Genomic DNA, 20420 nt, shown 5'->3' on the forward strand with positions numbered 1-20420 from the left:
TAGCTCACAGCACACCGGGCTCGGCTCGTGTTACTCGCGGTGAAGTGCAACGATGGCATTATGAGCGCACGTAAGTCCGAGCCGACCCGCATCCTGATCCTCGGGGGCGGCTACGTCGGCCTGTACACCGCGCTGGGCCTCCAGCGGAAGCTTCGCGCCAACGAGGCTTCGGTGACCGTCGTCGACCCCCAGCCGCACATGACCTACCAGCCCTTCCTGCCGGAAGCGGCCGCGGGTTCGGTCGAGCCGCGGCACGTGGTCGTGCCGCTACGACGTTCGCTCAAGCGCTGTCACGTGCTCACCGCCAGGGTGAACAAGATCGAGCACGAGCGCAGGGCGGTGACCGTCGAAGCCGCCGACGGGCACATCCAGGAGCTGTCTTACGACGTGTTGGTGATCGCGCTCGGTTCCGTCGCGCGGTTGCTGCCGATCCCCGGGTTGGCCGAGCAGGGCATCGCGTTCAAGACTATCGGTGAGGCGATCTACCTGCGCAACCACGTGCTGTCGCGAATGGATCAAGCGTCCAGCACGCTGGATCCCGACCTGCGCAGGCGGCTGTTGACTTTCACCGTCGTCGGTGGCGGGTTCGCGGGTATCGAGGCGCTGGCGGAGCTGGAGGACATGGCCAAGTTCGCCTGCCGGTACTACGCCAACATCGGCCCGAACGACCTGCGCTGGGTACTCGTCGAAGGCGCGGGCCGGATCCTGCCCGAGGTCAGGGAGACCCTCGGCGTCTACACCGTGGAGCAGCTCGAACGGCGCGGTATCGAGGTCTACCTGTCGACGCTGGTGAACTCTATGGAGAACGGCCATGTCGTGCTGTCCGACGGCACCGAGTTCGACAGCGACACCATCATCTGGACCGCCGGTGTGAAGGCCAACCCGGTGCTGTCGTCCTCCGACCTGCCACTGCACCGGTCGGGGCGCGTGCAGGCCACGGCGGCGCTGCAGGTGGCAGGGCGGCCGGGGGCGTGGGCCGCTGGTGACTGCGCCGCGGTGCCCGATCTGTCCAAGACGGAGGACGACCCCACGGCGATCTGCCCGCCGAACGCGCAGCACGCCGTGCGGCAGGCCCGGCATCTGACGAAGAACATCCTGCGTACGTTGCGGCATGGCCGGGCTAAGGACTACCACCACAAGAACGTGGGCTCGGTGGCCAGCCTCGGCCTGCACAAGGGCGTCGCCGATGTGTACAACATCAAGGCCAAGGGGTTCACGGCGTGGAGCATGCACCGCCTGTATCACGTCAGCCGCATGCCGACCTTCAACAAGAAGGCCCGCATCACCGCTGACTGGCTACTCGGCGGCCTGTTCCGCAGGGAAGTCGTGTCGATGGGGCAGATCAACGACCCGAAGGCGGAGTTCGCTCGAGTGTCGGCGCACGAGTAGTGAGGTGAACAACGCGTTCCCGTCGGCCGCCGCACGGAGCACTCGCGAGCTCGCGCGCCCTCGCCCGGGCGTGTAGCTGGCGAACGGCGCAGCTAAGCTCGTGAGTGCCCCCGTAGCCCAATTGGCAGAGGCGGTCGACTTAAAATCGATGCAGTGCCGGTTCGAGTCCGGTCGGGGGCACTGGAAGGAGACTATGCCGTCGCGGTCCGGCCCGACGGCGCTGTTCACGGCCACGGCCTCTCCCAGCCGCAACTCCCAGTAAGCCGCCGTCGCTGAGCAGCGAGAGTGTCACTGCTCACATCGCCTGCGGTGACCTCCGCTCGGGGCGGCGTATCGGCGGAAGCTCGCGCTACTATCCCACAGGGGTGCGTGTTGTCAACGTATCCTCGGTGCCGAGCACCGCTTGCGGGGCACTGGCCCCACCATGAGCTGGAACATCAACCCGATTGTCAGTGTTAACACACGTGGCGTCCGCGCCGACGTAACAAGCGGCAAGTCCATCCGAAGAAAGCGAGGTGACGGTCATGCGCGCAGTGATCAAGAAGTTCTCGAGGTTTGTTACGGATCTGAACCGGGCACATGACGTCGCCCGCGGCTACAGCCCCTACCGTGGGGAGCGCCGGTTCCGGTGATGTCATGGCCACCGGCTCCGCGGCGGGGCCGGGTGGCTTGCCCAGTCGAAAAGTGAACCGGGGTGCGGGGTCGGTGGACACGGCCCCGCACCCCGGTCGCTGTCCGCGGCAGGGATGCCCGGTGCGCGGGACCGCGAGCAGGGCAGCCGCTAGAGTCGCGCTATGACTACTACCGCGTTCGAGTTGGCTGGCCGGGTCCGCTCCGGGGAAGTCGACCCCGTGGAGCTGATCGAGGACACTCTCGCACGAATCTCCGCAATGGACGGGCGGTACGGCGCGTTCCGCGCCGTGCTCGCCGAGTCTGCCCGGGCGGAGGCAGCAGCGCTGCGGCAACGCGATGACCTCGATCGCCTCCCGCTCGCCGGGGTTCCGGTCGCGGTCAAGGACGTCGTCGAGGTGACCGGGCAAACCGCGTGCTGGGGCTCACAGGCATCCCCGACGGGCGAGGCCACCGACGACCACGTCCTGGTGGCCAGGCTGCGTGCCGCCGGTGCCGTCATTGTCGGGTTGACCAGGGTGCCGGAGCTGTGTATCTGGCCGTTCAGCGACGATCCCGAAGCGGTCGCCCGCAACCCGTGGAACACCCGCTACACCGCGGGCGGTTCCTCAGGCGGCAGCGGTGCCGCGGTGGCTTCCGGGATGGTTCCGGTGGCTCACGGCACCGACGGGCTCGGCTCGGTGCGGTTGCCCGCCGCGCTGTGTGGGCTCGTGGGCATCAAGCCGGGTACCGGCGTGATCGCGGAACCCGAGGCGCCGAGCTGGTACGGCATGTCCACACACGGTTCGCTCGCGACGACGGTGGCCGATGCGGCGTTGCTGCTGTCGGTGATGGCGCAGCGCGACGACCTCGCTGAGGTCACCGAGCCGGTTTCGCCGCTACGTATCGCGGTCAGCACCCGCGCACCGCTCGGCACGCCGGTACCGCGCATGCTGCGCGACCCGGTGACGGCGACCGCGGACGTGTTGCGGCAGGACGGGCACGTGGTCACCGGCGACACTCCCCGGTACGGGATCACCACTCCGGCGGGTCTGCTGGCCCGCTGGTTCGCAGGACCGGTCGCTGGCTCGCAGGGTTGGCCGGTCGCTCGGATGCAGCGGCGTACTCGGCGCCACCTGGCGTTCGGCCGCGCCGCGCTGCGGGCGAGGCTGGTGCGTGCCGACACGGCGCTCGGCTGGCAGCGTCGGGCGCGGGAGTTCTTCTCCGACTACGACGTGCTGCTGACCCCGACCTACGCCGCACCACCACCGAAGGCGGCGTGGTGGCACCGTCGTTCCTGGGCGCACAACGCGTTCCAGGCGATCCGGTTCGCACCGTTCACCGGACCGTGGAACCTGGCGGGGTTTCCCGCGATGAGTCTGCCGGCCGGGATCGGCCGCGATGGCGTGCCGCTCGGCGTGCAGCTGGTCGCCCCTCCTGACGGGGAAGCCACGCTGCTCGGTCTCGCGGCCGCAGTGGAACGTATGCTCGGTTGGCAGCGCACGGCGAGCGAAGCGGTGGGGAGCTAGCTGCAGGGAGCAGCACGTCGCGGGTTAACCGTGGTCGGTGTCGGTGCGGGCTTCCCCCGTGCGGGCGCCTTCACCCGAGGTGGTGGTGGAACTCGCCTGGCCGGCCGACGTCTGCCGTGGCGGGGTCTGCGTGCGGGGCTGCCGCTGCGGCAGCTCACCACCCCCGGCGCGCCGTCCGCTACCTGCACCGTCTGCCTGCCAGTCTCGAGGGTCGGCCTGATCGTCGCGTGCGGTGCCGTCCCGGGCTCCTTCGCCGGGCTGCTCCTCGTCTTCCTCGACGCTCGGAATCGGGAGGTCTTCCTCCTCCAGGGGTTCGAGCGCCGACTCGCTGTCGGCCAGCACGTCGTCGGCGCGCTTGAGGCTGTCCCTTGCCCGGGTGCTGATCGCGGAGAGCCGGTCGACGACCGCGTTGGCTTCGGCGATGGTGCGGTCGGCTTCCTGCTGGGCGTGCGCGATCCGCTGCTTGGCTTCCTCCGCCGCCTCGGCGAGCCGCCGCTCCGCCTGGTTCTTGCTCGCGGTCTGCTGGTCGGCGATGTACTTTTCCAGCGCGCTGCGCTGGGACGTCATCGAGGCGTCGAACTCCTGCTCGATGTGGCGTCGCTTGCGCTCTTCCTCCTCGTCGAGCTGCTGCCTGCGGCGGACCGCTTCCGTGGTGAGCTTCTGCACCTCGACCCTGGTCTCCTCCAGCGCCGCTCGGTGCTGCGCGTGTAGTTGCTCGGCTTGTTTGTCGAGCTCTTTGAGTAGCGAGCGGTATCGCTCCCGCAGCGCGATCGACGCCTCGGCGGTTTCCTTCCACCGCTCCTCGGCGGCGGCTTGGGCGCGCGTGGTGATCTCATCGGCCTGCATGTAGGCCAGGTGCCCCACCCGCTGCATCCGCTCGTCGAGATCCTCGAGACGCTCTGGGGGCTCCAGCAGCTCTTCCACCCGGGACTGCAGCTGACCGTTCTCGGTGCGCAGTGTGTCGAGCTTTTCGGTCAGCGAGTTCACCTGTGCCCGCGCCGAGTCCCGGTCCTCGATGAGGCGTCGCACGGTGGTTTCGAGGTTCGCCAGGTATTCGCGTACCTGGTTCCGGTCGAAACCGTTCCACACGTGGTCGAACTCGCGCTGTAAGGGCGTCACGGCGTCGTCTCGCTTCGGGCTGGGCGAAGTCATGCTTCGACGTTACCTGCGTACGGTGAGTTGTGGTCGTCCGGCGCGGCCGCCACCCCAGGATGTGTACCGCCCCTCCAGCCTAGCGGTTGGTCCACCCACTGTCCGGCGGGCGGTGCCCCTTCTGGGGTGGCGACCGCCGGAGCATTGTCTCGGCGGGTGGACCAAAGCTTGGGAGGAGTACTGCGGGTGGGAGCCGGCGGGTTGCCCGCTTACCAGTGGAAGCCTCGGGTGAGCTTGACCAGTGCCGCGGCGGCACGGCCGAGCTGTTGCTCGCCGCGGCCGATCTTGAGTTTGCCCTCTCCTCCCGCGGCCACCGAATCGGGGAACACGCGGAAGGCCTGGTATGCCACGGCGTCGACCAACCCGGGTGCCACGGTGTAGGCAGCGTTGATGAGCTGCCCGCTTGGGGTGCCGATGTGCTTGGGGCGTTTCGTCAGCGCCTCCACCACCATGTCCGCCGCTTGCTCAGGGGATTTGGTGGGGAACGCGTCGTAGAGCTTGGTCGGCCGGATCATCGGCGTGCGCACCAGCGGCATGTGGATGGTGGTGAAGGAGACCCCGTCGCCGTGCATCTCCACCGCGGCGATCTTGCTGAAATAGTCCAGCGCCGCTTTCGACGCCACGTATGCCGAGAATCTCGGCGCGATGCCCTGTACGCCGATCGACGAGATGTTGACTATGTGTCCGAACTTGCGCCCGGTCATATGTGGGAGCAGGCCGAGGATCAGCCGTACGGCGCCGAAATAGTTGATGGCCATGGCGCGCTCGTAATCGTGTATGCGGTCGTAGGACAGCCGGATGGAGCGGCGGATGGACCGTCCCGCATTGTTGACCAGCATGTCCACCCGCCCATGATCGGCGAGCATCGCGTCGATGGTCTTGGTCACCGACTCGTCGTCGGTGAGGTCACATGGATATACGGAGGCCTGGCCACCCGCTTGGACGATCTCCGTGCGCACCTCTTCCAGCTCGGCTCGCCTGCGCGCGACCAGCAGCGGGTAGGCCCCCTCGGCCGCGACGCGCAGCGCGGTGGCCCGCCCGATCCCGGAGGACGCACCGGTGATCACCACCCGCCTGCCGTCGAGCACACCGCCCGGCCCGTGCTTGCGGGCACGGTAGGGGTCGAGGTGCTCGCTCCAGTAGGCCCACAGCGATGCCGCGTATTCGGCGAGCCGGGGGACCTCGATGCCGTCGGCAGCGAGGTGCTTGCGTGTTTCCACCGAGGCGAACACCGAGGGGAACGCGAGGTTGTCCAGCAGTACTGGTGGCAGGCCGACCCGCTCCAGCAGCGCGTCGCGGGCGATGGTCACGCCGGGGACGTAATCGGACATCTTCGCCAGCCGCAGGATGTTCTTGCTCAGCGATTCGCCGAGCTCGGCGGTGATGGTCGGCGCGCCAGCGGCACGGGCGAACGCGTTGTACACCGAGGTCACCGGCTGGGGCTCCGGGTTGACGAGGTGGAACGCGCGGTGATTGAGCCCTTCCTTACGCACCAGCGCGTGCAGCGCCTTGGCGACGTAGTCCACCGGGACGATGTTCGTGTCACCGATGTCCGGGGCGACGGCGGGCAAGCTCGGCAGCGAGGTCAGCTTGGCGATCGCGGGGAACAGGTAGTACGGGCCGTCGATCTTGTCCATCTCGCCGGTGCCGGAGTGGCCGACGACCACGGCGGGTCGGTAGACGCGCCACGGCACGGCCGACTGGGCGCGCACCAACCGTTCGGATTCGAACTTCGTTCGATGGTACGGGGTGGGAAGCTGCTGGCCCACGTCGAACATGTCCTCGGTGAAGGTGCCGCGATAGTCGCCTGCGACTGCCACCGACGACACGTGGTGCAGGCAACCCGCTTCGATGGCCTGGCACAGCGCGATGACGTTCGCCGTGCCGTCGACGTTGGCTCGGACGTTGCTCTCGTCGTCGGCGGTGAGGTCGTACAGGGCGGCGAGGTGTACGACGTTGTCGACGTTGCCGCGGAGCGCTTCGAGCTCGTCGGCGGTCATGCCGAGTCGCTCCGTCGTCACGTCGCCGGTGACCGTGGTGATCTTGTCGGCGTTCGGCCAGCGGGCGCTGAGCTTGGTGATCTTTCCTTCGGAGCCGGGGCGCACCGCCAGCCATACCCGCTCGGTGTCCGGATCGGCGAGGATCAGCTCCACGTAGTGCCTGCCGATCAGTCCGGTCGCGCCCGTTACCAGGTAGGTGGTCATCGGTCCTCCTCCGGTCGGCTCCGTCGCGCGTTCGCCGAGCACTCGGCGCGCTGCGTCGGTGTTTGTAGCATTCTGCTCCATCACCTCTAACGAAGCCACTACCGAGCAGCTACGGTGCGCTACGTTACGGTCACGCGTGCGGCAGCTCCTGTGATCGACCTGCCTCACCGGGCCGCGCGTGCCGTTGATCGCGATGGGATTGACGTGCGCAGTGTCCGTTACGGGTAAGCTGAGCGCTGTGTGGTCAGGGAACCGGCCGCTCGCCGCGGCCGTTGTACCCAGTACATGCTATGACCTCGATAGTCCCCGAAACGTGCGAGCAGATCCAGGAGGATCCAGGTGCGTACCAGTAGCAATCCCGCGTTCCGCAACCTGCCGGTAGGCGGCGCGGCAGGCGGCTCATACGGCTTCGGTCAGCCACAGCAGGCTCTCGGTCAGGCGGGGCCTGAGGCAGCCACCGGCGTCGATGAACGTCCGATCACCGTCGATGACATCGTCCTCAAGACCGGGGCCTGCCTCGGCACGGCACTCGGCGTCGGTGTGATCACCGCGATCTGGGCGCAGACGCAGATCGCAGCTGGCACTACGGGCGGCATCTTCGGGGCCATGATCGGCGGAATGCTGGTCGGCCTGGTGCTCGCGCTGATCATCATCTTCAAGAAGCTGCCGAGCCCGGCGCTGACACTGGCGTACTCGGCGGCTCAGGGTGTCTTCCTCGGCGCGATCACCGGCATGTTCACCGCTATGTTCGGCAACCAGATCGCGCTCAACGCGATCCTCGGTACCGCCGGCGTGTTCGCGGTGATGCTCGTGGTCTACCGCACCGGGGCGGTGAAGGTCACCCCGAAGTTCACCAAGTGGATCATCGGGGCCATCGGCGGTGCGTTCATCCTGATGCTGGCGAACCTGGTGCTCGGGTTCTTCGGTATCAACATGGGGCTGCGCGACGGTGGCACGCTGGCGATCATCTTCAGCCTCGTGGTGATCGGTATCGCGGCGTTCAGCTTCCTGCTCGACTTCGACATGGCCGACAGGATGATCCGCGAGGCCGTGCCCGCGAAGTGGGCATGGTTCGTGGCGTTCGGGCTGATGGTCACCCTGGTGTGGCTGTACCTGGAGATCCTGCGCCTGCTGTCGTACTTCCAGGAGTAGATCGCGGATGAGGAAGAGGGAGCCGGACGTGACGTCCGGCTCCCTCTACGGCTCTACGGCATGGATGCCGCGTCCGGCCATGGCGTGGCTCAGCTCAGCCGCTCGAGCACCATCGCCATGCCCTGGCCGCCGCCGACGCACATGGTTTCCAAGCCGAACTGCTTGTCGTGGAACCGCAGCGAGTTGATCAGCGTCGAGGTGATGCGCGCCCCGGTCATGCCGAAGGGGTGGCCGATCGCGATGGCGCCGCCGTTGACGTTGAGCCGTTCCAGGTCGATGCCCAGATCCCGGTACGACGGGATGACCTGGGCGGCGAACGCCTCGTTGATCTCGACCAGGTCCATGTCGCCGATGGCCATCCCGGCGCGGTCGAGGGCCTGCAGGGACGCCTCCACCGGCCCATAGCCCATGATTTCCGGTGACAGGGCGGTCACCCCGGTGGAGACGATGCGCGCCAGCGGCGTGAGACCCAGCTCTGCCGCCTTGGTGTCGGACATGATCACCACCGCGGCCGCGCCGTCGTTGAGCGGGCAGGCATTGCCCGCGGTGACGCGACCGTCCGGCCGGAACACCGGCTTCAAGCCGGACACACCCTCCACGGTGACCCCTGGGCGGGGACTGTCATCCGCCGATACCGTCGTGCCGTCCGGCAGCGTCACCGGCGAGATGTCGGTGGCCCAGAATCCGTTCGCGATGGCCTTCTCCGCAAGGTTCTGCGAGCGCACCCCGAACTCGTCCATCTCCTCCCGAGAGATGCCCTTCGACCTCGCCAGGTGCTCGGCCGTCTGCCCCATGGCGATGTAGATGTCCGGCAGCTGGCCGCTGTCCCTGGGATCCTGCCACGAGTCGGCACCCTGCTCGGCCGCTTGCGCGGTGCGTGCCTTGGCTTCATCGAACAGCGGATTCTGTGTATCGGGATGCGAGTCGGAGGTGCCCCTGTCGAAGCGGGACACCGTTTCGACTCCGGCCGAGACGAACACGTCACCCTCACCGGCTTTGATCGCGTGCATCGCCATCCGGGTGGTCTGCAGACTGGAAGAGCAGTACCGGGTGATGGTCGTGCCGGGCAGGTGGTCGTAGCCGAGCAGCACCGAGACCACACGCGCCATGTTGAACCCGGACTCGCCGCCGGGTAATCCGCAGCCGAGCATCAGGTCGTCGATCTCGGCCGGGTCCAGCTGTGGCACCTTGTCGAGTGCGGTACGCACCATCTGTGCGGTGAGGTCGTCCGGCCGCATGTCCACAAGTGAGCCTTTTCCCGCCCGACCGATCGGGGAACGGGCAGTCGAGACGATGACGGCTTCCGGCATGACAGGTTCTCCTTACACGCGAGTGGCGACCGTGGCGCTTGGCCTGCCACGGCGATTGCGCAGTATGCCCGGCGCCGAGCGGGGCCGTCCAGCACGGGTACCGCTGCTCGGGCTGGACGCTACCGGGCGAACGGGACCGCCGCGACGGGGCGCGGTGCTCTGCCGTGCGCTCGGTCGCGGGATAGGCTGGGAGCTGAGCGGAAACACCGCGACGGTCACCATACGGCGCACACCATGCGCACGCGGAGGAACGGGGAAGATCGATGGACTACGTCGAGCACGTCATCGACCTGGTCGGCGACACGCCGCTGGTCAAGCTGAACTCAGTGACGTCGGACAGTATCGGTGAGGACGGGCCGATCGTGCTCGCCAAGATCGAGTACTTCAATCCCGGCGGTAGCGTGAAGGACCGGATCGCCGTACGTATGGTCGACGCCGCCGAGCAGTCGGGCGAGCTCAAGCCGGGTGGCACGATCGTCGAGCCCACCTCGGGCAACACCGGCGTCGGGCTGGCGATGGTCGCCCAGCGCAGGGGGTACCGTTGCGTCTTCGTCTGTCCGGACAAGGTCAGCCAGGACAAGCAGGATGTGCTCAAGGCCTACGGCGCCGAGGTCGTGGTGTGCCCGACCGCCGTGCCCCCCGACCATCCGGATTCCTACTACCAGGTCTCCGACCGGTTGGTGAACGAGATCGAGGGTGCGTGGAAGCCGAACCAGTACGCGAACGCGGCCAATCCGGCCAGTCACTACAGCTCGACCGGCCCGGAGCTGTGGCGGCAGACCGACGGCCGGATCACGCATTTCGTGGCTGGCGTCGGCACCGGCGGGACCATCAGCGGCACCGGCAAGTACCTCAAGGAGGTCTCCAGCGGTGAGGTACAGGTGGTCGGGGCCGATCCGGAAGGTTCGGTGTACTCCGGGGGCACCGGCCGCCCCTACCTGGTCGAGGGCGTCGGTGAGGACTTCTGGCCGGAAACCTACGACCACACGATCGCCGACGAGATCATCGCGATCTCGGATGCGGCGTCGTTCCACATGACCCGCAGGCTCGCCGCCGAGGAGGGGCTGCTCGTCGGCGGCTCCTGCGGGATGGCGGTGGCGGCTGCTCTGGAGCTGGGCGGGCGCCTCGCGGCGGAAGGAAAGAACGACGCCGTGATCGTGGCGTTGCTGCCCGACGGCGGGCGCAGCTACCTCACCAAAGTCTTCAACGACGGGTGGATGTCCTCGTACGGCTTCCTACCGCCGGACTCTTCGGATGCGACGGTGGCCGATGTGCTGCGGCGCAAGGACGGTTCCATCCCGGAGTTGGTGCACACTCACCCGAACGAAACGGTGGCTGAAGCCGTCACGATCCTGCGCGAGTTCAACGTCAGCCAGATGCCGGTGGTCAACGCGGAGCCGCCGGTGATGGCCGCCGAGGTCGTCGGCGCGGTCAACGAACGCGAGCTGCTCGACTCGCTGTTCGCGGGTAAGGCGGCACTGGCCGACCGGCTCGACCAGCACATGTCGGCGCCCTTGCCCACGATCGGGGGAGGTGCGCCGATCAGTACCGCGATGCGGGCGTTGACATCGGCTGACGCGGCGCTGGTGCTGATCGGCGGTAAACCCGCAGGCGTGGTCACGCGGCAGGACCTGCTGGCCTTCCTCGCGGGAAGCTGACCGGTAACGCGGCGGCTGGGGAGCACCGGACGGGGCGTGCCCTGCGGCTGGCCTGGCGTGTCCGATAGCGTATGGGCCAGCGAAGAATTCATGCCTTTGTCAAGGGGGTTGACGACCCAGATGAGTGCTCCCCAGCCACCGGACCTGCCACCGGAGGGGACCGATCAGGCACACGGTCCGCCGAGCCACACCCAGCAGGAGGAGCTGCCGAACGAGCCACCGCAGCAGGAGGACGGTCCGTTCGGAAGCACGCCGGAACCCACACAGATGGTGCAGCCGGGCCAGCCGCCGCAACCGGACTCCGAGACCCGGCAACCGGACGAGCCGGAATCGACGCAGGTGGTGCAGCCTGGCCAGTCCGAGAGTCAGGTGCCCCAGTCGCCCGGACCGCAGGAACCCACCTCCACCCAGGTGATGCAGCCGCCACAGGGTAACCCGGGCGCGGCCTCGACACAGCTCGTCACGCCGGACATGCAGCCGTCAGGGGGTATCCCGTATACGCCGCCACCGAGCGCGACTGACAACCCGGCTGCCATGGGGCAGCAACCTCCCGGGTTCGGGGGGCAGCCCGGTGGGTTCGGTGGGCAGCAACCGGGTACGCCGCAGCAGCACGACCCTTACGCCCAGTACGGCCCGTACGGGCAGCAGCCCGGTCAGCCGTACGAGCCCTACGGCCAACCGGGCCAGTACGGCCAACCGGGCCAGTACGGCCAACCGGGCCAGTACGGCCAGCCCGGCCAGTACGGCCAGCCCGGCCAGTACGGCCAGCAGCCGGGCGGGTTCGGGCAGCAGCCCAGTGGCTACGGCGGGCAGCCACCGTACGGGTACGGGCCTTACGGGCAGCCGGGCGTCTTCGGCGGGCCGCCCCCGCCGCAGGCGATGATGGGCGCGCCCGGCGGGGGTGGCCAGCTCGCGACCGGGGGAGTCATCGCAGGCGCGGTGGCAGGTGTGCTCGGGCTGGTCGCGCTCATCCTCAGCTTCGTGGACATGAGCGAGATCGGCGACTATGCCTCGTTCTACGACCGGCAGCCGGACATGTTCGACGAGGCGGGCTTCGCCTCGCCCGGGTTGCTGTGGTTCTACATCATCATGGTGCTCGTCGGGTCGCTCGCGGCGATCGCGGGCGGCGTGCTGACCGCCCTGGCAGGCAAGCTCGCCGCTGCGGTGCGGACGGTCGCGCCGATCCTCTGCGCCGCGGGTGGTGTGCTGCTCGGGGTGTTCGGCGTGATGCTGTGGATCGGCGCGACCCCGTCGGCCGATGCCGGCATCGAGGAAGTGGGGCCGGGACTGCTGGTGCTGTACATCGTGGTCGGTGCCGTCGTCCTCGCTATCGGGGTCCTCGGCTTGCTCCCACCGACCGCTCCCGCGCTCGGGCTCGGCGGTGGCAACGGCGGGCCGTCCGGTGGCGGCCACGGCCACCCCGGCCAGCAGGCAGGCGGATTCGGCCAGTTCCCTGGGATGACGGATCCGCAGGGACAGTACAGCCAGCCGACCGCGTTCGGGGCCCCTGGTCCATACGCCCAGCAGGGCCAGTTCGGCCAGCAGCCGCCGGGTCCGCCGAGCGGTGGTTTCTCGCAGCCGGGCCAGCCGGGCCAGCCGGGCCAGCCGGGCCAGCCGGGCCCGCCCAGTGGCGGTTTCCCGCAGCCGGGCCAGCCGGGCCAGCAGGGCCAGTACCAGCAGCCCGGTTACGGGCCGCCACCACAGCAGGGCTGACGCCCGACGGGCAACTCCCGCACCGTGTCCCCTCCCGACCTCGCTCCGGAAGGGGACACGGTGCGTCCCCACCCGTGGCTGCCCGCGGACCGATCGTGGCGACGACGTAGGCTGGCGGAATGGTTCAGGAGCCCTTACGTTTCGGTTTCGAGACACGTGCGATCCACGCTGGTCAACAACCCGATCCGCGTACCGGCGCGGTGATCGTGCCGATCTACCAGACCTCGACCTATGCCCAGGATGGGGTGGGCGGCACCCGCGAGGGCGATTACGAGTACTCGCGCACGGCCAACCCCACGCGTACCGCCTGTGAAGAGGCGATCGCCGCGCTGGAGAACGCCGAGCACGGCCTGTCCTTCGCCTCGGGCATGGCCGCGACCGATGCGGTGATCCGTGCCGTACTGCGCCCAGGCGACCACCTGGTACTCGGTAACGACGCATACGGGGGCACGTTCCGGCTCATCGACAAGGTCCTTACCGGCTGGGGAATCGAGTACACGGTGGCCGACTTGACCTCACCGGACGAGGTCCGTGCCGCGATGCGGCCCGCGACCAAGCTGGTGTGGTGCGAGTCGCCGAGCAACCCGCTGCTGGGGATCTGTGACTTCGCCGCCCTCGCCGAGCTGGCCCATGCCTCCGGTGCGTTGCTGGCGGTGGACAACACCTTCGCGACCCCGTACTTGCAGCAGCCGCTGGACTCCGGTGCTGATGTAGTGGTGCATTCCACCACGAAGTACCTGGGTGGGCACTCCGATGTGGTCGGGGGCGCGGTGGTCACCCGCTCCGAAGAGTTGCGTGAGCAGCTGTTCTTCCTCCGCAACTGCTCGGGGGCGGTGCCGAGCCCGTTCGATTCCTGGCTGACGATGCGGGGAATGAAGACCCTGGCGGTGCGGATGGAACGGCATTGCGACAACGCAGAACAGCTGGCTGCGGCGCTGGTCGAGCATCCGAAGGTGGACCGGGTCTACTACCCGGGCCTGCCGCAGCACCCGGGACACCAGCGTGCGGCCAAGCAGATGCGGCGGTTCGGTGGGATGGTCTCGTTCACCCTCAGCAGCGGCGAGCAACACGCGTTGGAGGTGGCGGCGCGCACCGAGCTGTTCGTGCTCGCCGAATCCCTCGGTGGTATCGAGTCGCTGATCGAACATCCGGGGCAAATGACCCACGCCAGTGTGGCTGGCTCGCTGCTGCAGGTGCCTGCGAACCTGCTCCGCCTCTCGGTGGGTATCGAGAACGCCGACGACCTGATCGCCGATCTGCGTGCCGCGCTCGGTTGAGCATGGCGGGTATGTCCTACCCGGACAGGGCGCTGGGGTCCTGCTCCTCGCGCGGTTCGGTCGGTAGACCGTCGGGGTCGACGCAGCCGCCGATCAGCTGCACGTGGCTGTCGTAGCGGACGTACATGCCGGGCTCGTCGCAGGCGGATTGCTGCACCGTGAAGAAGGCGGCCCCGGTCAACGCCAGCGCCGAGCCGAATGCCCCGCACAGCGCCATGATCTCGCGGACACGTCCATGACCCGCGCCCGCCAGGAAACCTTGCCCCAGGCCCATTGCGCTCTCCTGCGTCATCGTCGGGGCGGAAGCTACTCCGCCACCATCGGCACGCCAACACCCGCACCAACCAGCCACCGACCGCTCACAGCCGGTGCGCTACGGCGGGTCGATGACCACTCGCGGGTACCGGATGAGGTATCACACGGGTTTCACGCCTGCTGGCCCCAGCTTACCTACCGGTAGTGGGCGGTGTCGCCGGGCCGGGGTGAGTTCGGCAACAGGGTGGCATGATCGGGCGCCATGGACCTAGTCACGATCGACCGGATCGAAGCCGCACGTGAACTCCTATCGGAGGTGGTGCGGCGAACCCCCATGGAGCACGCGAGGGATCTCGGTGACTCGCATGGTGGTGATGTGCACTTGAAGTGCGAGAACCTGCAACGGACGGGCTCGTTCAAGATCCGCGGCGCCTATACCCGGATCCATGGCCTCGACGAATCGGAGCGGGCGCGCGGCGTCGTCGCGGCCAGCGCGGGTAACCACGCGCAAGGGGTGGCGCTGGCCGCCTCGCTGGTGGGAATCCGATCGACGGTGTTCATGCCGGAGCGCGCCCCGCTGCCGAAGCTGGCAGCCACCCGCGCCTATGGCGCGGATGTCCGGTTGCACGGCAGTGTGCTGGAGGAGACCTTCCGGGAGGCCACCGCGTTCTCGGAGCGGACGGGGGCGGTGTTCATCCATCCCTTCGACCATCCCGATGTCATCGCGGGCCAGGGCACCGTAGGGCTGGAGATCCTGGAGCAGGTGCCCGACGTGGCCACCGTGCTGGTCGCCACCGGCGGTGGTGGGATAGTCGCGGGGATCGGCGCGGCGCTCAAGGCTCGTAAGCCGGACACCAGAGTCGTCGCGGTGCAGGCGGCGAATGCCGCCGCGTACCCGCCGTCGCTGAGCGCGGGGAAGCCGGTGCAGCTGACCAGCACGCAGACGGTCGCCGACGGGATCGCGGTCGGTTCCCCTGGAATGGTGAGCCTCGCGCACGTCGAGGCGCTTGTCGACGACGTGGTTACGGTCAGCGAGGAGTCACTGTCGCGGGCGGTGCTGCTGTGCCTCGAACGGCGCAAGCTGGTGGTCGAGCCCGCGGGCGCCGCCGCAGTGGCGGCGCTGCTGGAGCACGAGGGCGCCTTCCGTCCGCCGATCGTGGCGGTACTGTCCGGCGGGAACGTCGATCCGCTGCTGCTGCTGCGCATCATCCGGCACGGCATGATCGCCGGTGGTCGGTACCTGTCGCTGCGGCTGCGGGTGCGCGACATGCCCGGATCGCTGGCGGCGTTGCTGACCCGCGTCAGCGAGCTCGGCGCGAACGTGCTGGACGTGGAACACTCCCGCACCGCGGGCGCGCTCGAGCTCGACGAGGTCGAAGTGTCGATCAACCTGGAGACCAGGGGGCCGGAGCACTGCGCCGAGATCGCCGTTGAGCTGCAGCGCGCGGGCTACACCGTGATCTCGTGACCCGGTTTCCCGGCGCGGGGTTGGCGAGCCGAAGGCCTCCTTCGGTACATATGTGGTACCCGAGGAGTCCTTCGGCTCACCTCCCCGCTACAGGTTGCCCCGCCGAGCCTGCTCCCGCTCGATCGCTTCGAACAGCGCCTTGAAGTTGCCGACGCCGAAGCCGAGCGAGCCGTGGCGCTCGATCAACTCGAAGAACACCGTCGGGCGGTCCCCGATCGGCTTGGTGAACAGCTGGAGCAGGTAGCCGTCCTCGTCACGGTCGACAAGGATGCCGTGCTCCTGCAGCGTCTCGATCGGAACCCGCACGTCGCCGATCCGTGCCCGCAGTTCCGGGTCCTCGTAGTAGGAATCGGGCACCGCCAGGAACTCGACTCCCGCCGCGCGCATGTGCGACACGGTGCTGATGATGTCGTTGGTGGCCAGTGCGATGTGCTGGCAGCCCGGCCCGCCGTAATACTCCAGATACTCATCGATCTGCGAACGCTTCTTGGCTACGGCTGGCTCGTTCAGCGGGAACTTCACCCGGTGATTGCCGTTGGCCACTACCTTGCTCATCAACGCGGAGTATTCGGTGGCGATGTCGTCACCGACGAACTCGGCCATGTTCGCGAAACCCATGACCCGCCGGTAGAAGTCCACCCAGTAGTCCATCTTGCCCAGCTCGACGTTGCCGACACAGTGGTCGATCGCCTGGAAAAGGCGTTTCGGGGCACCTGGTGCGCGCGGGACGGTGCCCTCACGCTCGACGTAGCCAGGCAGATAGGGGCCGTGGTAGCGGGATCGATCGACGAGGGTGTGCCTGGTCTCGCCGTAGGTCGCGATCGCAGCCATCCGTACCGTGCCGTGCTCGTCGGAAACGTCGTGTGGCTCGGTCAGCACGGTCGCTCCCTCGGCACGGGCGTGGTCGGTGCAGGCGTCCACGTCGGCGACCTCCAACGCCAGGTCCACGACACCGTCGCCGTGCCTGTGGTGGTGATCGAGCAGCGGCGAGGACGGCTGCACCCCTCCCTTGACCACGAACCGTGCCGAGCCGGAGCGGAGCACGAAGGCCTTGTGATCGGCGTTGCCGGTTTCCGGGCCGGAGTAGGCCACCAGCCGCATACCGAAGGCGGCCTGGTAGAACCATGCGGCCTGGGTGGCGTTGCCCACGACGAACACGATCGCGTCCATCGCTTTCACCGGGAACGGGTCCCTGGTCTCGTCGTAGTCGACGAGCCCAACAAGCTGGCGGAGCTGGTCATAGCTCACGTCGTCCATCGGCTCAGGGGAACTGCGCAGCTCGGGGGTGTGTGTCATGACGAACTCCTCGCGGGCTGTCGGGATGCTGGTACAGCGCCGGTTGTGTCGGCCTGGTGGATAGGTCCAGCATCCCCATGCGAGGCAGCTTGCGCAAAAGTCTCAGTTACAAGTGGGCAGTATGTACAATCATTCCGGGGTATATGCCGACATAGTGAGCAATATGTATAGGTTCACGGGAGGGAGCGCGCGTGCCCGGCTCGTCACTGGATTCGCTCGACGCCCGGTTGCTGTTGTTGCTGTCCGACGAGTCGCGGCTGGGGGTGCTGGAGTGCGCCCGCAGGCTCGGCGTGGCCCGCGGGACGGTGCAGGCGCGGCTGGACCGCCTGACGGAGCGGGGGGTGCTACGCGGCTTTCCCCCGGATGTGGATCCCGCCTCGCTCGGCTACGGGTTGACCGCGTTCGCCGTGCTGGAGATCGCCCAGGGGCAGCGTCAGCAGGTGGCCGAGGCGTTGGCGGCCATCGACGAGGTGTGCGAGGTGCACGCCACCACCGGCCAGGGTGATCTGTTCGTGCGCATGGTCGCTCGGTCGAATGACGACCTGCAACGTGTGATCGATACGGTCGTCGATGTGCCCGGGGTGCGGCGGACGTCGACCTCCATCGCGTTGTCCACCCCGGTACCGTCGCGCATCCGTCCGTTACTGGAGCGCATCGCCGAGGGGGATCGTGGCCACGAGCGCGGGCACGCGTAACCGCCCTGGCCGCACCGGGAGGCGATCGCGGGGGATTTCGGCGCCCCCCGGTACGTGCCGGACCTCGTCGTTGATGGAGCAGGCTCGGTTCAGCCGGTGTAGGGAACCGCCTTGATCAGCGTGACACGCAGAGTGCTGCCGTTGGGCAGTTCGTACTCGCGCTCCTCACCCTCCGAAGCTCCGAGCAGCGCCTTGCCCAGGGGTGACTCCGGTGAGTACACCTCGATGTCGTCCTGGTCGCCTTCCTCACGCGTGGCGAGGAGGAACTGCTCCTCCTCCTCGTCGTCCTCGTAGCGGACGGTGAGGACCATGCCCGGCTCCGCGCGTCCCTCGGTTTGCGGAGCCTCGCCGACCTTGGCGTTGCGCAGCAGCTCCTGGAGGTACCGGATGCGAGCCTCCTGCTGCCCCTGCTCCTCCCGGGCGGCATGGTAGCCGCCGTTCTCCCGGAGATCGCCCTCTTCGCGACTTTCGTTGATCTTCGCGGCGATGACCGGGCGATTCTCGATCAGCTCGTCGAGCTCGCGCTTGAGCCTGTCGTAGGCATCCTGCGTCAACCAGGTCACCTTGGCGTCGCTCACGGTCACCATCTCCTCGGTACGTGTACCGACGCGGGTATTCGCGCCGGCCGTGCCACCGGCGGGCAACGGTCCGCCGACGACACAGATAACGAAAGACACGGCCCGCTGCGGACCGTGCCGATAGACGAGGGTACCACGATGAAACGGGTTCCGCGTGGTTTCTTGCCTCCCCCGGCTGCTTCCCGCCCAGCTCAGGTGGGTTCGATGTCCAGTGTGCCAGTGTTGTGACGATCCCGCACGGCTGTGGCCGCGGTTACTCTCCGTCGTTCCGCCTCTCGGGCTCGGCGGGAACGAGGTACTCGGGCACGGTGTAGGAGCAGGCGTAGCTGTCGGCCGTGACAGGGGGACGCGCGCTGCGCACCGTGGTCGTCACCACGGTGTCGTTGCCACCGTCCTCGCTCACCGGCGGGACGTAGACCTCCTTGCGGCCGCCCTCGCCACCGGTCTCGTCGCGTACCCGGACGATGCACACCGCGGGCTGCTCGGGTTCGTTCCTGGTGACGCGGATGGTGATTTCCATGCTGTTGTCCGACTGCTCGCTGAACGCGACGCGTTCGGCCGTGATGGGTTCGGTACCCAGGTTGGAGTAGCCGAGGAACGCGGCACCGCCTGCGGCCAGGAGCGCGATCAGCCCGTAGGCCCACCGCCGCCATCGCCGCGACCCGCGGGTGGCAGCGGGGCCGTAACGGCCCTCGGGAAGTGACGACCCGTTGTCGCTCACAGCGAACCCTCCTGGACCCCGATGTCGTACCGATGGGGAGAATAGAATCCGGGTATCCAGGGTCCAGTATCCCCACCGGAGGCCGGTGTGACGTACGTGGGACCGCGGGAAGGGGTCAGGCGAGCATGGTGAACGATACCGGCGGGCTTCGCATGATGGCGGTGCACGCTCACCCGGATGACGAGTCGAGCAAGGGCGCGGCGACCATGGCTCGATACGTCGCCGAAGGGCGCCACGTCCGGGTGGTGACCTGCACCGGCGGCGAGGCGGGCAGTGTGCTCAACAAGGCGATGGACCGGCCAGAGGTACACGCGAATTTGACCGAGATCCGGCGCGAGGAGATGGCGACCGCCGCGAAGATCCTCGGCGTGAGCCATCGCTGGCTCGGGTTCGTCGACTCCGGGCTGCCAGAGGGCGAACCGTTGCCGCCACTGCCGGAAGGCTGCTTCGCGATGGCGCCCCTCGAGGAGTCCACCGCTGCGTTGGTCGCGGAGATCCGCGAGTTCCGGCCGCACGTGCTGGTGACCTATGACGAGAACGGCGGTTACCCGCACCCGGATCACATCCGTTGCCACGAGGTCTCCGTCGCGGCGTTCGACGCGGCGGGCGATCCGGACAGGTTCCCCGATGCGGGCGAACCATGGCAGCCGCTCAAGCTGTACTACACCCACGGCTTCTCCCGCGCCAAGCTCAGTACCTTCCACGAGGGGTTGCTGGCCAGAGGGCTGGACTCCCCGTACGGTGAGTGGTTGGGCAAGTGGGATCCCGACAAGGCCGACGTGATGGAGCGGGTGACCACCCGAGTGCACTGTGCCGACTACTTTCATATCCGCGACGAGGCTCTCAAAGCGCACGCCACGCAGATCGACCCGAACAGTCGGTGGTTCGCGGTCCCGCTGGACATGCAGCGGGACGTGTGGCCAACCGAGGAGTACGAGTTGGTCCGTAGCCTGGTGGACAGTACGCTTCCCGAGCAGGACCTGTTCGCGGGGATCGAGGAATGAGCCGTGAGCTTACCCACAATGGTGACCAGCATCGCTGAGCAGGCCGGTCGGGTCGCGACGATCGTGCTCGCCGACCAGCCCGGTCAGGGTGATCATGGCGGTCAGGGCGAGGACTTCGGCAAGTCCTCGCCGGTGGGCCTGCTGTTGTTGCTGCTGTTTCTCATCGCGGTCGGGTTGCTGGTGCGCTCGATGAACCGGCATCTGGGTCGGGTTCCCGGCAGTTTCGACGGCGATGGACGCTCGACGGATCCCGGCTCCGATGACCAGCCGGATTCCGGATCCGAGGGCGAGTCGGCTACCGGGTCGACCTGCGCGGACAGCGACCCCGGCGATGACGAACCGGATCCGCGCACTGCCGCCGGTTCGACCCGAGGGAGTCGGTGACCGCGCGCCGAGCTCTCTGCCAGGCT

General features: G+C 68.0%; 17 protein-coding genes and 1 tRNA gene. 11 read left to right on the top strand and 7 right to left on the bottom strand.

The window, feature by feature from the left end; translation table 11 throughout:
• Positions 1–60 precede the first annotated feature (60 nt).
• The 3 genes from F8178_RS03295 to F8178_RS03305 all read left to right on the top strand — a co-directional run bounded on the left by F8178_RS03295 (position 61) and on the right by F8178_RS03305 (position 3527).
• Positions 61–1389, top strand: a complete 1329-nt coding sequence (locus tag F8178_RS03295; protein ID WP_317493124.1) for an NAD(P)/FAD-dependent oxidoreductase — start codon at positions 61–63, stop codon at positions 1387–1389.
• A gap of 106 nt (positions 1390–1495) precedes the next feature.
• A tRNA-Leu gene (locus F8178_RS03300) sits at positions 1496–1569 on the top strand.
• A gap of 614 nt (positions 1570–2183) precedes the next feature.
• Entirely contained in the window at positions 2184–3527 is a 1344-nt protein-coding gene (locus F8178_RS03305; protein ID WP_317493125.1) for an amidase family protein, read from the top strand.
• Positions 3528–3551: 24 nt separating this feature from the next.
• Here F8178_RS03305 and F8178_RS03310 read toward each other — a convergent pair whose 3' ends face one another.
• Together F8178_RS03310 and F8178_RS03315 are read right to left on the bottom strand one after the other, a co-directional pair.
• A complete protein-coding gene (locus tag F8178_RS03310; protein WP_317493126.1) occupies positions 3552–4679 on the bottom strand; it encodes a DivIVA domain-containing protein in 1128 nt (375 codons plus the stop codon).
• Positions 4680–4888: 209 nt separating this feature from the next.
• Positions 4889–6883, bottom strand: coding sequence for an SDR family oxidoreductase (locus tag F8178_RS03315; RefSeq protein ID WP_317493127.1), 1995 nt, complete (start codon positions 6881–6883; stop codon positions 4889–4891).
• 339 nt (positions 6884–7222) lie between these two features.
• Between F8178_RS03315 and F8178_RS03320 the strand changes: the two genes are divergently transcribed.
• Positions 7223–8035, top strand: a complete 813-nt coding sequence (locus F8178_RS03320) for a Bax inhibitor-1/YccA family protein (RefSeq protein ID WP_317493128.1) — start codon at positions 7223–7225, stop codon at positions 8033–8035.
• Between the two features lie 89 nt (positions 8036–8124).
• On the opposite strand, the gene F8178_RS03325 is transcribed toward F8178_RS03320, so the two are convergent.
• Positions 8125–9345, bottom strand: coding sequence for an acetyl-CoA C-acetyltransferase (locus tag F8178_RS03325; RefSeq protein ID WP_317493129.1), 1221 nt, complete (start codon positions 9343–9345; stop codon positions 8125–8127).
• A 263-nt stretch (positions 9346–9608) separates the two neighbouring features.
• On the opposite strand from F8178_RS03325, the gene F8178_RS03330 reads away from it, so the two are divergent.
• From F8178_RS03330 to F8178_RS03340, 3 genes are all read left to right on the top strand, one after another.
• Positions 9609–11003, top strand: a complete 1395-nt coding sequence (locus tag F8178_RS03330) for a cystathionine beta-synthase (RefSeq protein ID WP_317493130.1) — start codon at positions 9609–9611, stop codon at positions 11001–11003.
• Positions 11004–11123: 120 nt separating this feature from the next.
• Complete coding sequence (locus F8178_RS03335) at positions 11124–12716, top strand: hypothetical protein (RefSeq protein ID WP_317493131.1); 1593 nt, start codon at positions 11124–11126, stop codon at positions 12714–12716.
• A 119-nt stretch (positions 12717–12835) separates the two neighbouring features.
• Positions 12836–13993, top strand: a complete 1158-nt coding sequence (locus tag F8178_RS03340) for a cystathionine gamma-synthase (protein WP_317493132.1) — start codon at positions 12836–12838, stop codon at positions 13991–13993.
• 16 nt (positions 13994–14009) lie between these two features.
• Here the strand turns inward: F8178_RS03340 and F8178_RS03345 are convergent, their stop codons facing one another.
• Positions 14010–14267 (bottom strand): hypothetical protein, encoded by a 258-nt coding sequence (locus tag F8178_RS03345; protein WP_317493133.1) that lies wholly within the window; start codon positions 14265–14267, stop codon positions 14010–14012.
• Between the two features lie 243 nt (positions 14268–14510).
• Here F8178_RS03345 and ilvA point away from each other — a divergent pair, with 243 nt between their 5' ends.
• A complete protein-coding gene (gene ilvA, locus F8178_RS03350) occupies positions 14511–15716 on the top strand; it encodes a threonine ammonia-lyase (protein ID WP_317493134.1) in 1206 nt (401 codons plus the stop codon).
• A gap of 87 nt (positions 15717–15803) precedes the next feature.
• Here ilvA and hppD read toward each other — a convergent pair whose 3' ends face one another.
• The gene (gene hppD, locus F8178_RS03355; RefSeq protein ID WP_317493135.1) at positions 15804–17012 is read right to left on the bottom strand and encodes a 4-hydroxyphenylpyruvate dioxygenase; all 1209 of its coding nucleotides are present in this window, start codon (positions 17010–17012) and stop codon (positions 15804–15806) included.
• A gap of 191 nt (positions 17013–17203) precedes the next feature.
• Here hppD and F8178_RS03360 point away from each other — a divergent pair, with 191 nt between their 5' ends.
• On the top strand, positions 17204–17707 hold the full coding sequence (locus tag F8178_RS03360; RefSeq protein ID WP_317493136.1) for an Lrp/AsnC family transcriptional regulator: 504 nt from the start codon (positions 17204–17206) through the stop codon (positions 17705–17707).
• 89 nt (positions 17708–17796) lie between these two features.
• Here F8178_RS03360 and greA read toward each other — a convergent pair whose 3' ends face one another.
• The gene (gene greA / locus F8178_RS03365) at positions 17797–18294 is read right to left on the bottom strand and encodes a transcription elongation factor GreA (protein WP_317493137.1); all 498 of its coding nucleotides are present in this window, start codon (positions 18292–18294) and stop codon (positions 17797–17799) included.
• Positions 18295–18538: 244 nt separating this feature from the next.
• Positions 18539–19006: a DUF4307 domain-containing protein gene (locus F8178_RS03370; protein WP_317493138.1), complete on the bottom strand. Its 468-nt coding sequence runs from the start codon at positions 19004–19006 to the stop codon at positions 18539–18541.
• A gap of 125 nt (positions 19007–19131) precedes the next feature.
• Here F8178_RS03370 and mca point away from each other — a divergent pair, with 125 nt between their 5' ends.
• Together mca and F8178_RS03380 are read left to right on the top strand one after the other, a co-directional pair.
• Positions 19132–20010, top strand: coding sequence for a mycothiol conjugate amidase Mca (mca, locus tag F8178_RS03375; protein ID WP_317493139.1), 879 nt, complete (start codon positions 19132–19134; stop codon positions 20008–20010).
• 18 nt (positions 20011–20028) lie between these two features.
• Positions 20029–20394 carry a hypothetical protein gene (locus F8178_RS03380; protein WP_317493483.1) on the top strand — a complete coding sequence of 122 codons (366 nt, stop codon included), beginning with the start codon at positions 20029–20031 and terminating at the stop codon, positions 20392–20394.
• The last annotated feature ends 26 nt before the right edge of the window (positions 20395–20420 follow it).

This window comes from Haloechinothrix sp. LS1_15 (genome assembly GCF_033042135.1).
GTDB lineage: Bacteria > Actinomycetota > Actinomycetes > Mycobacteriales > Pseudonocardiaceae > Haloechinothrix.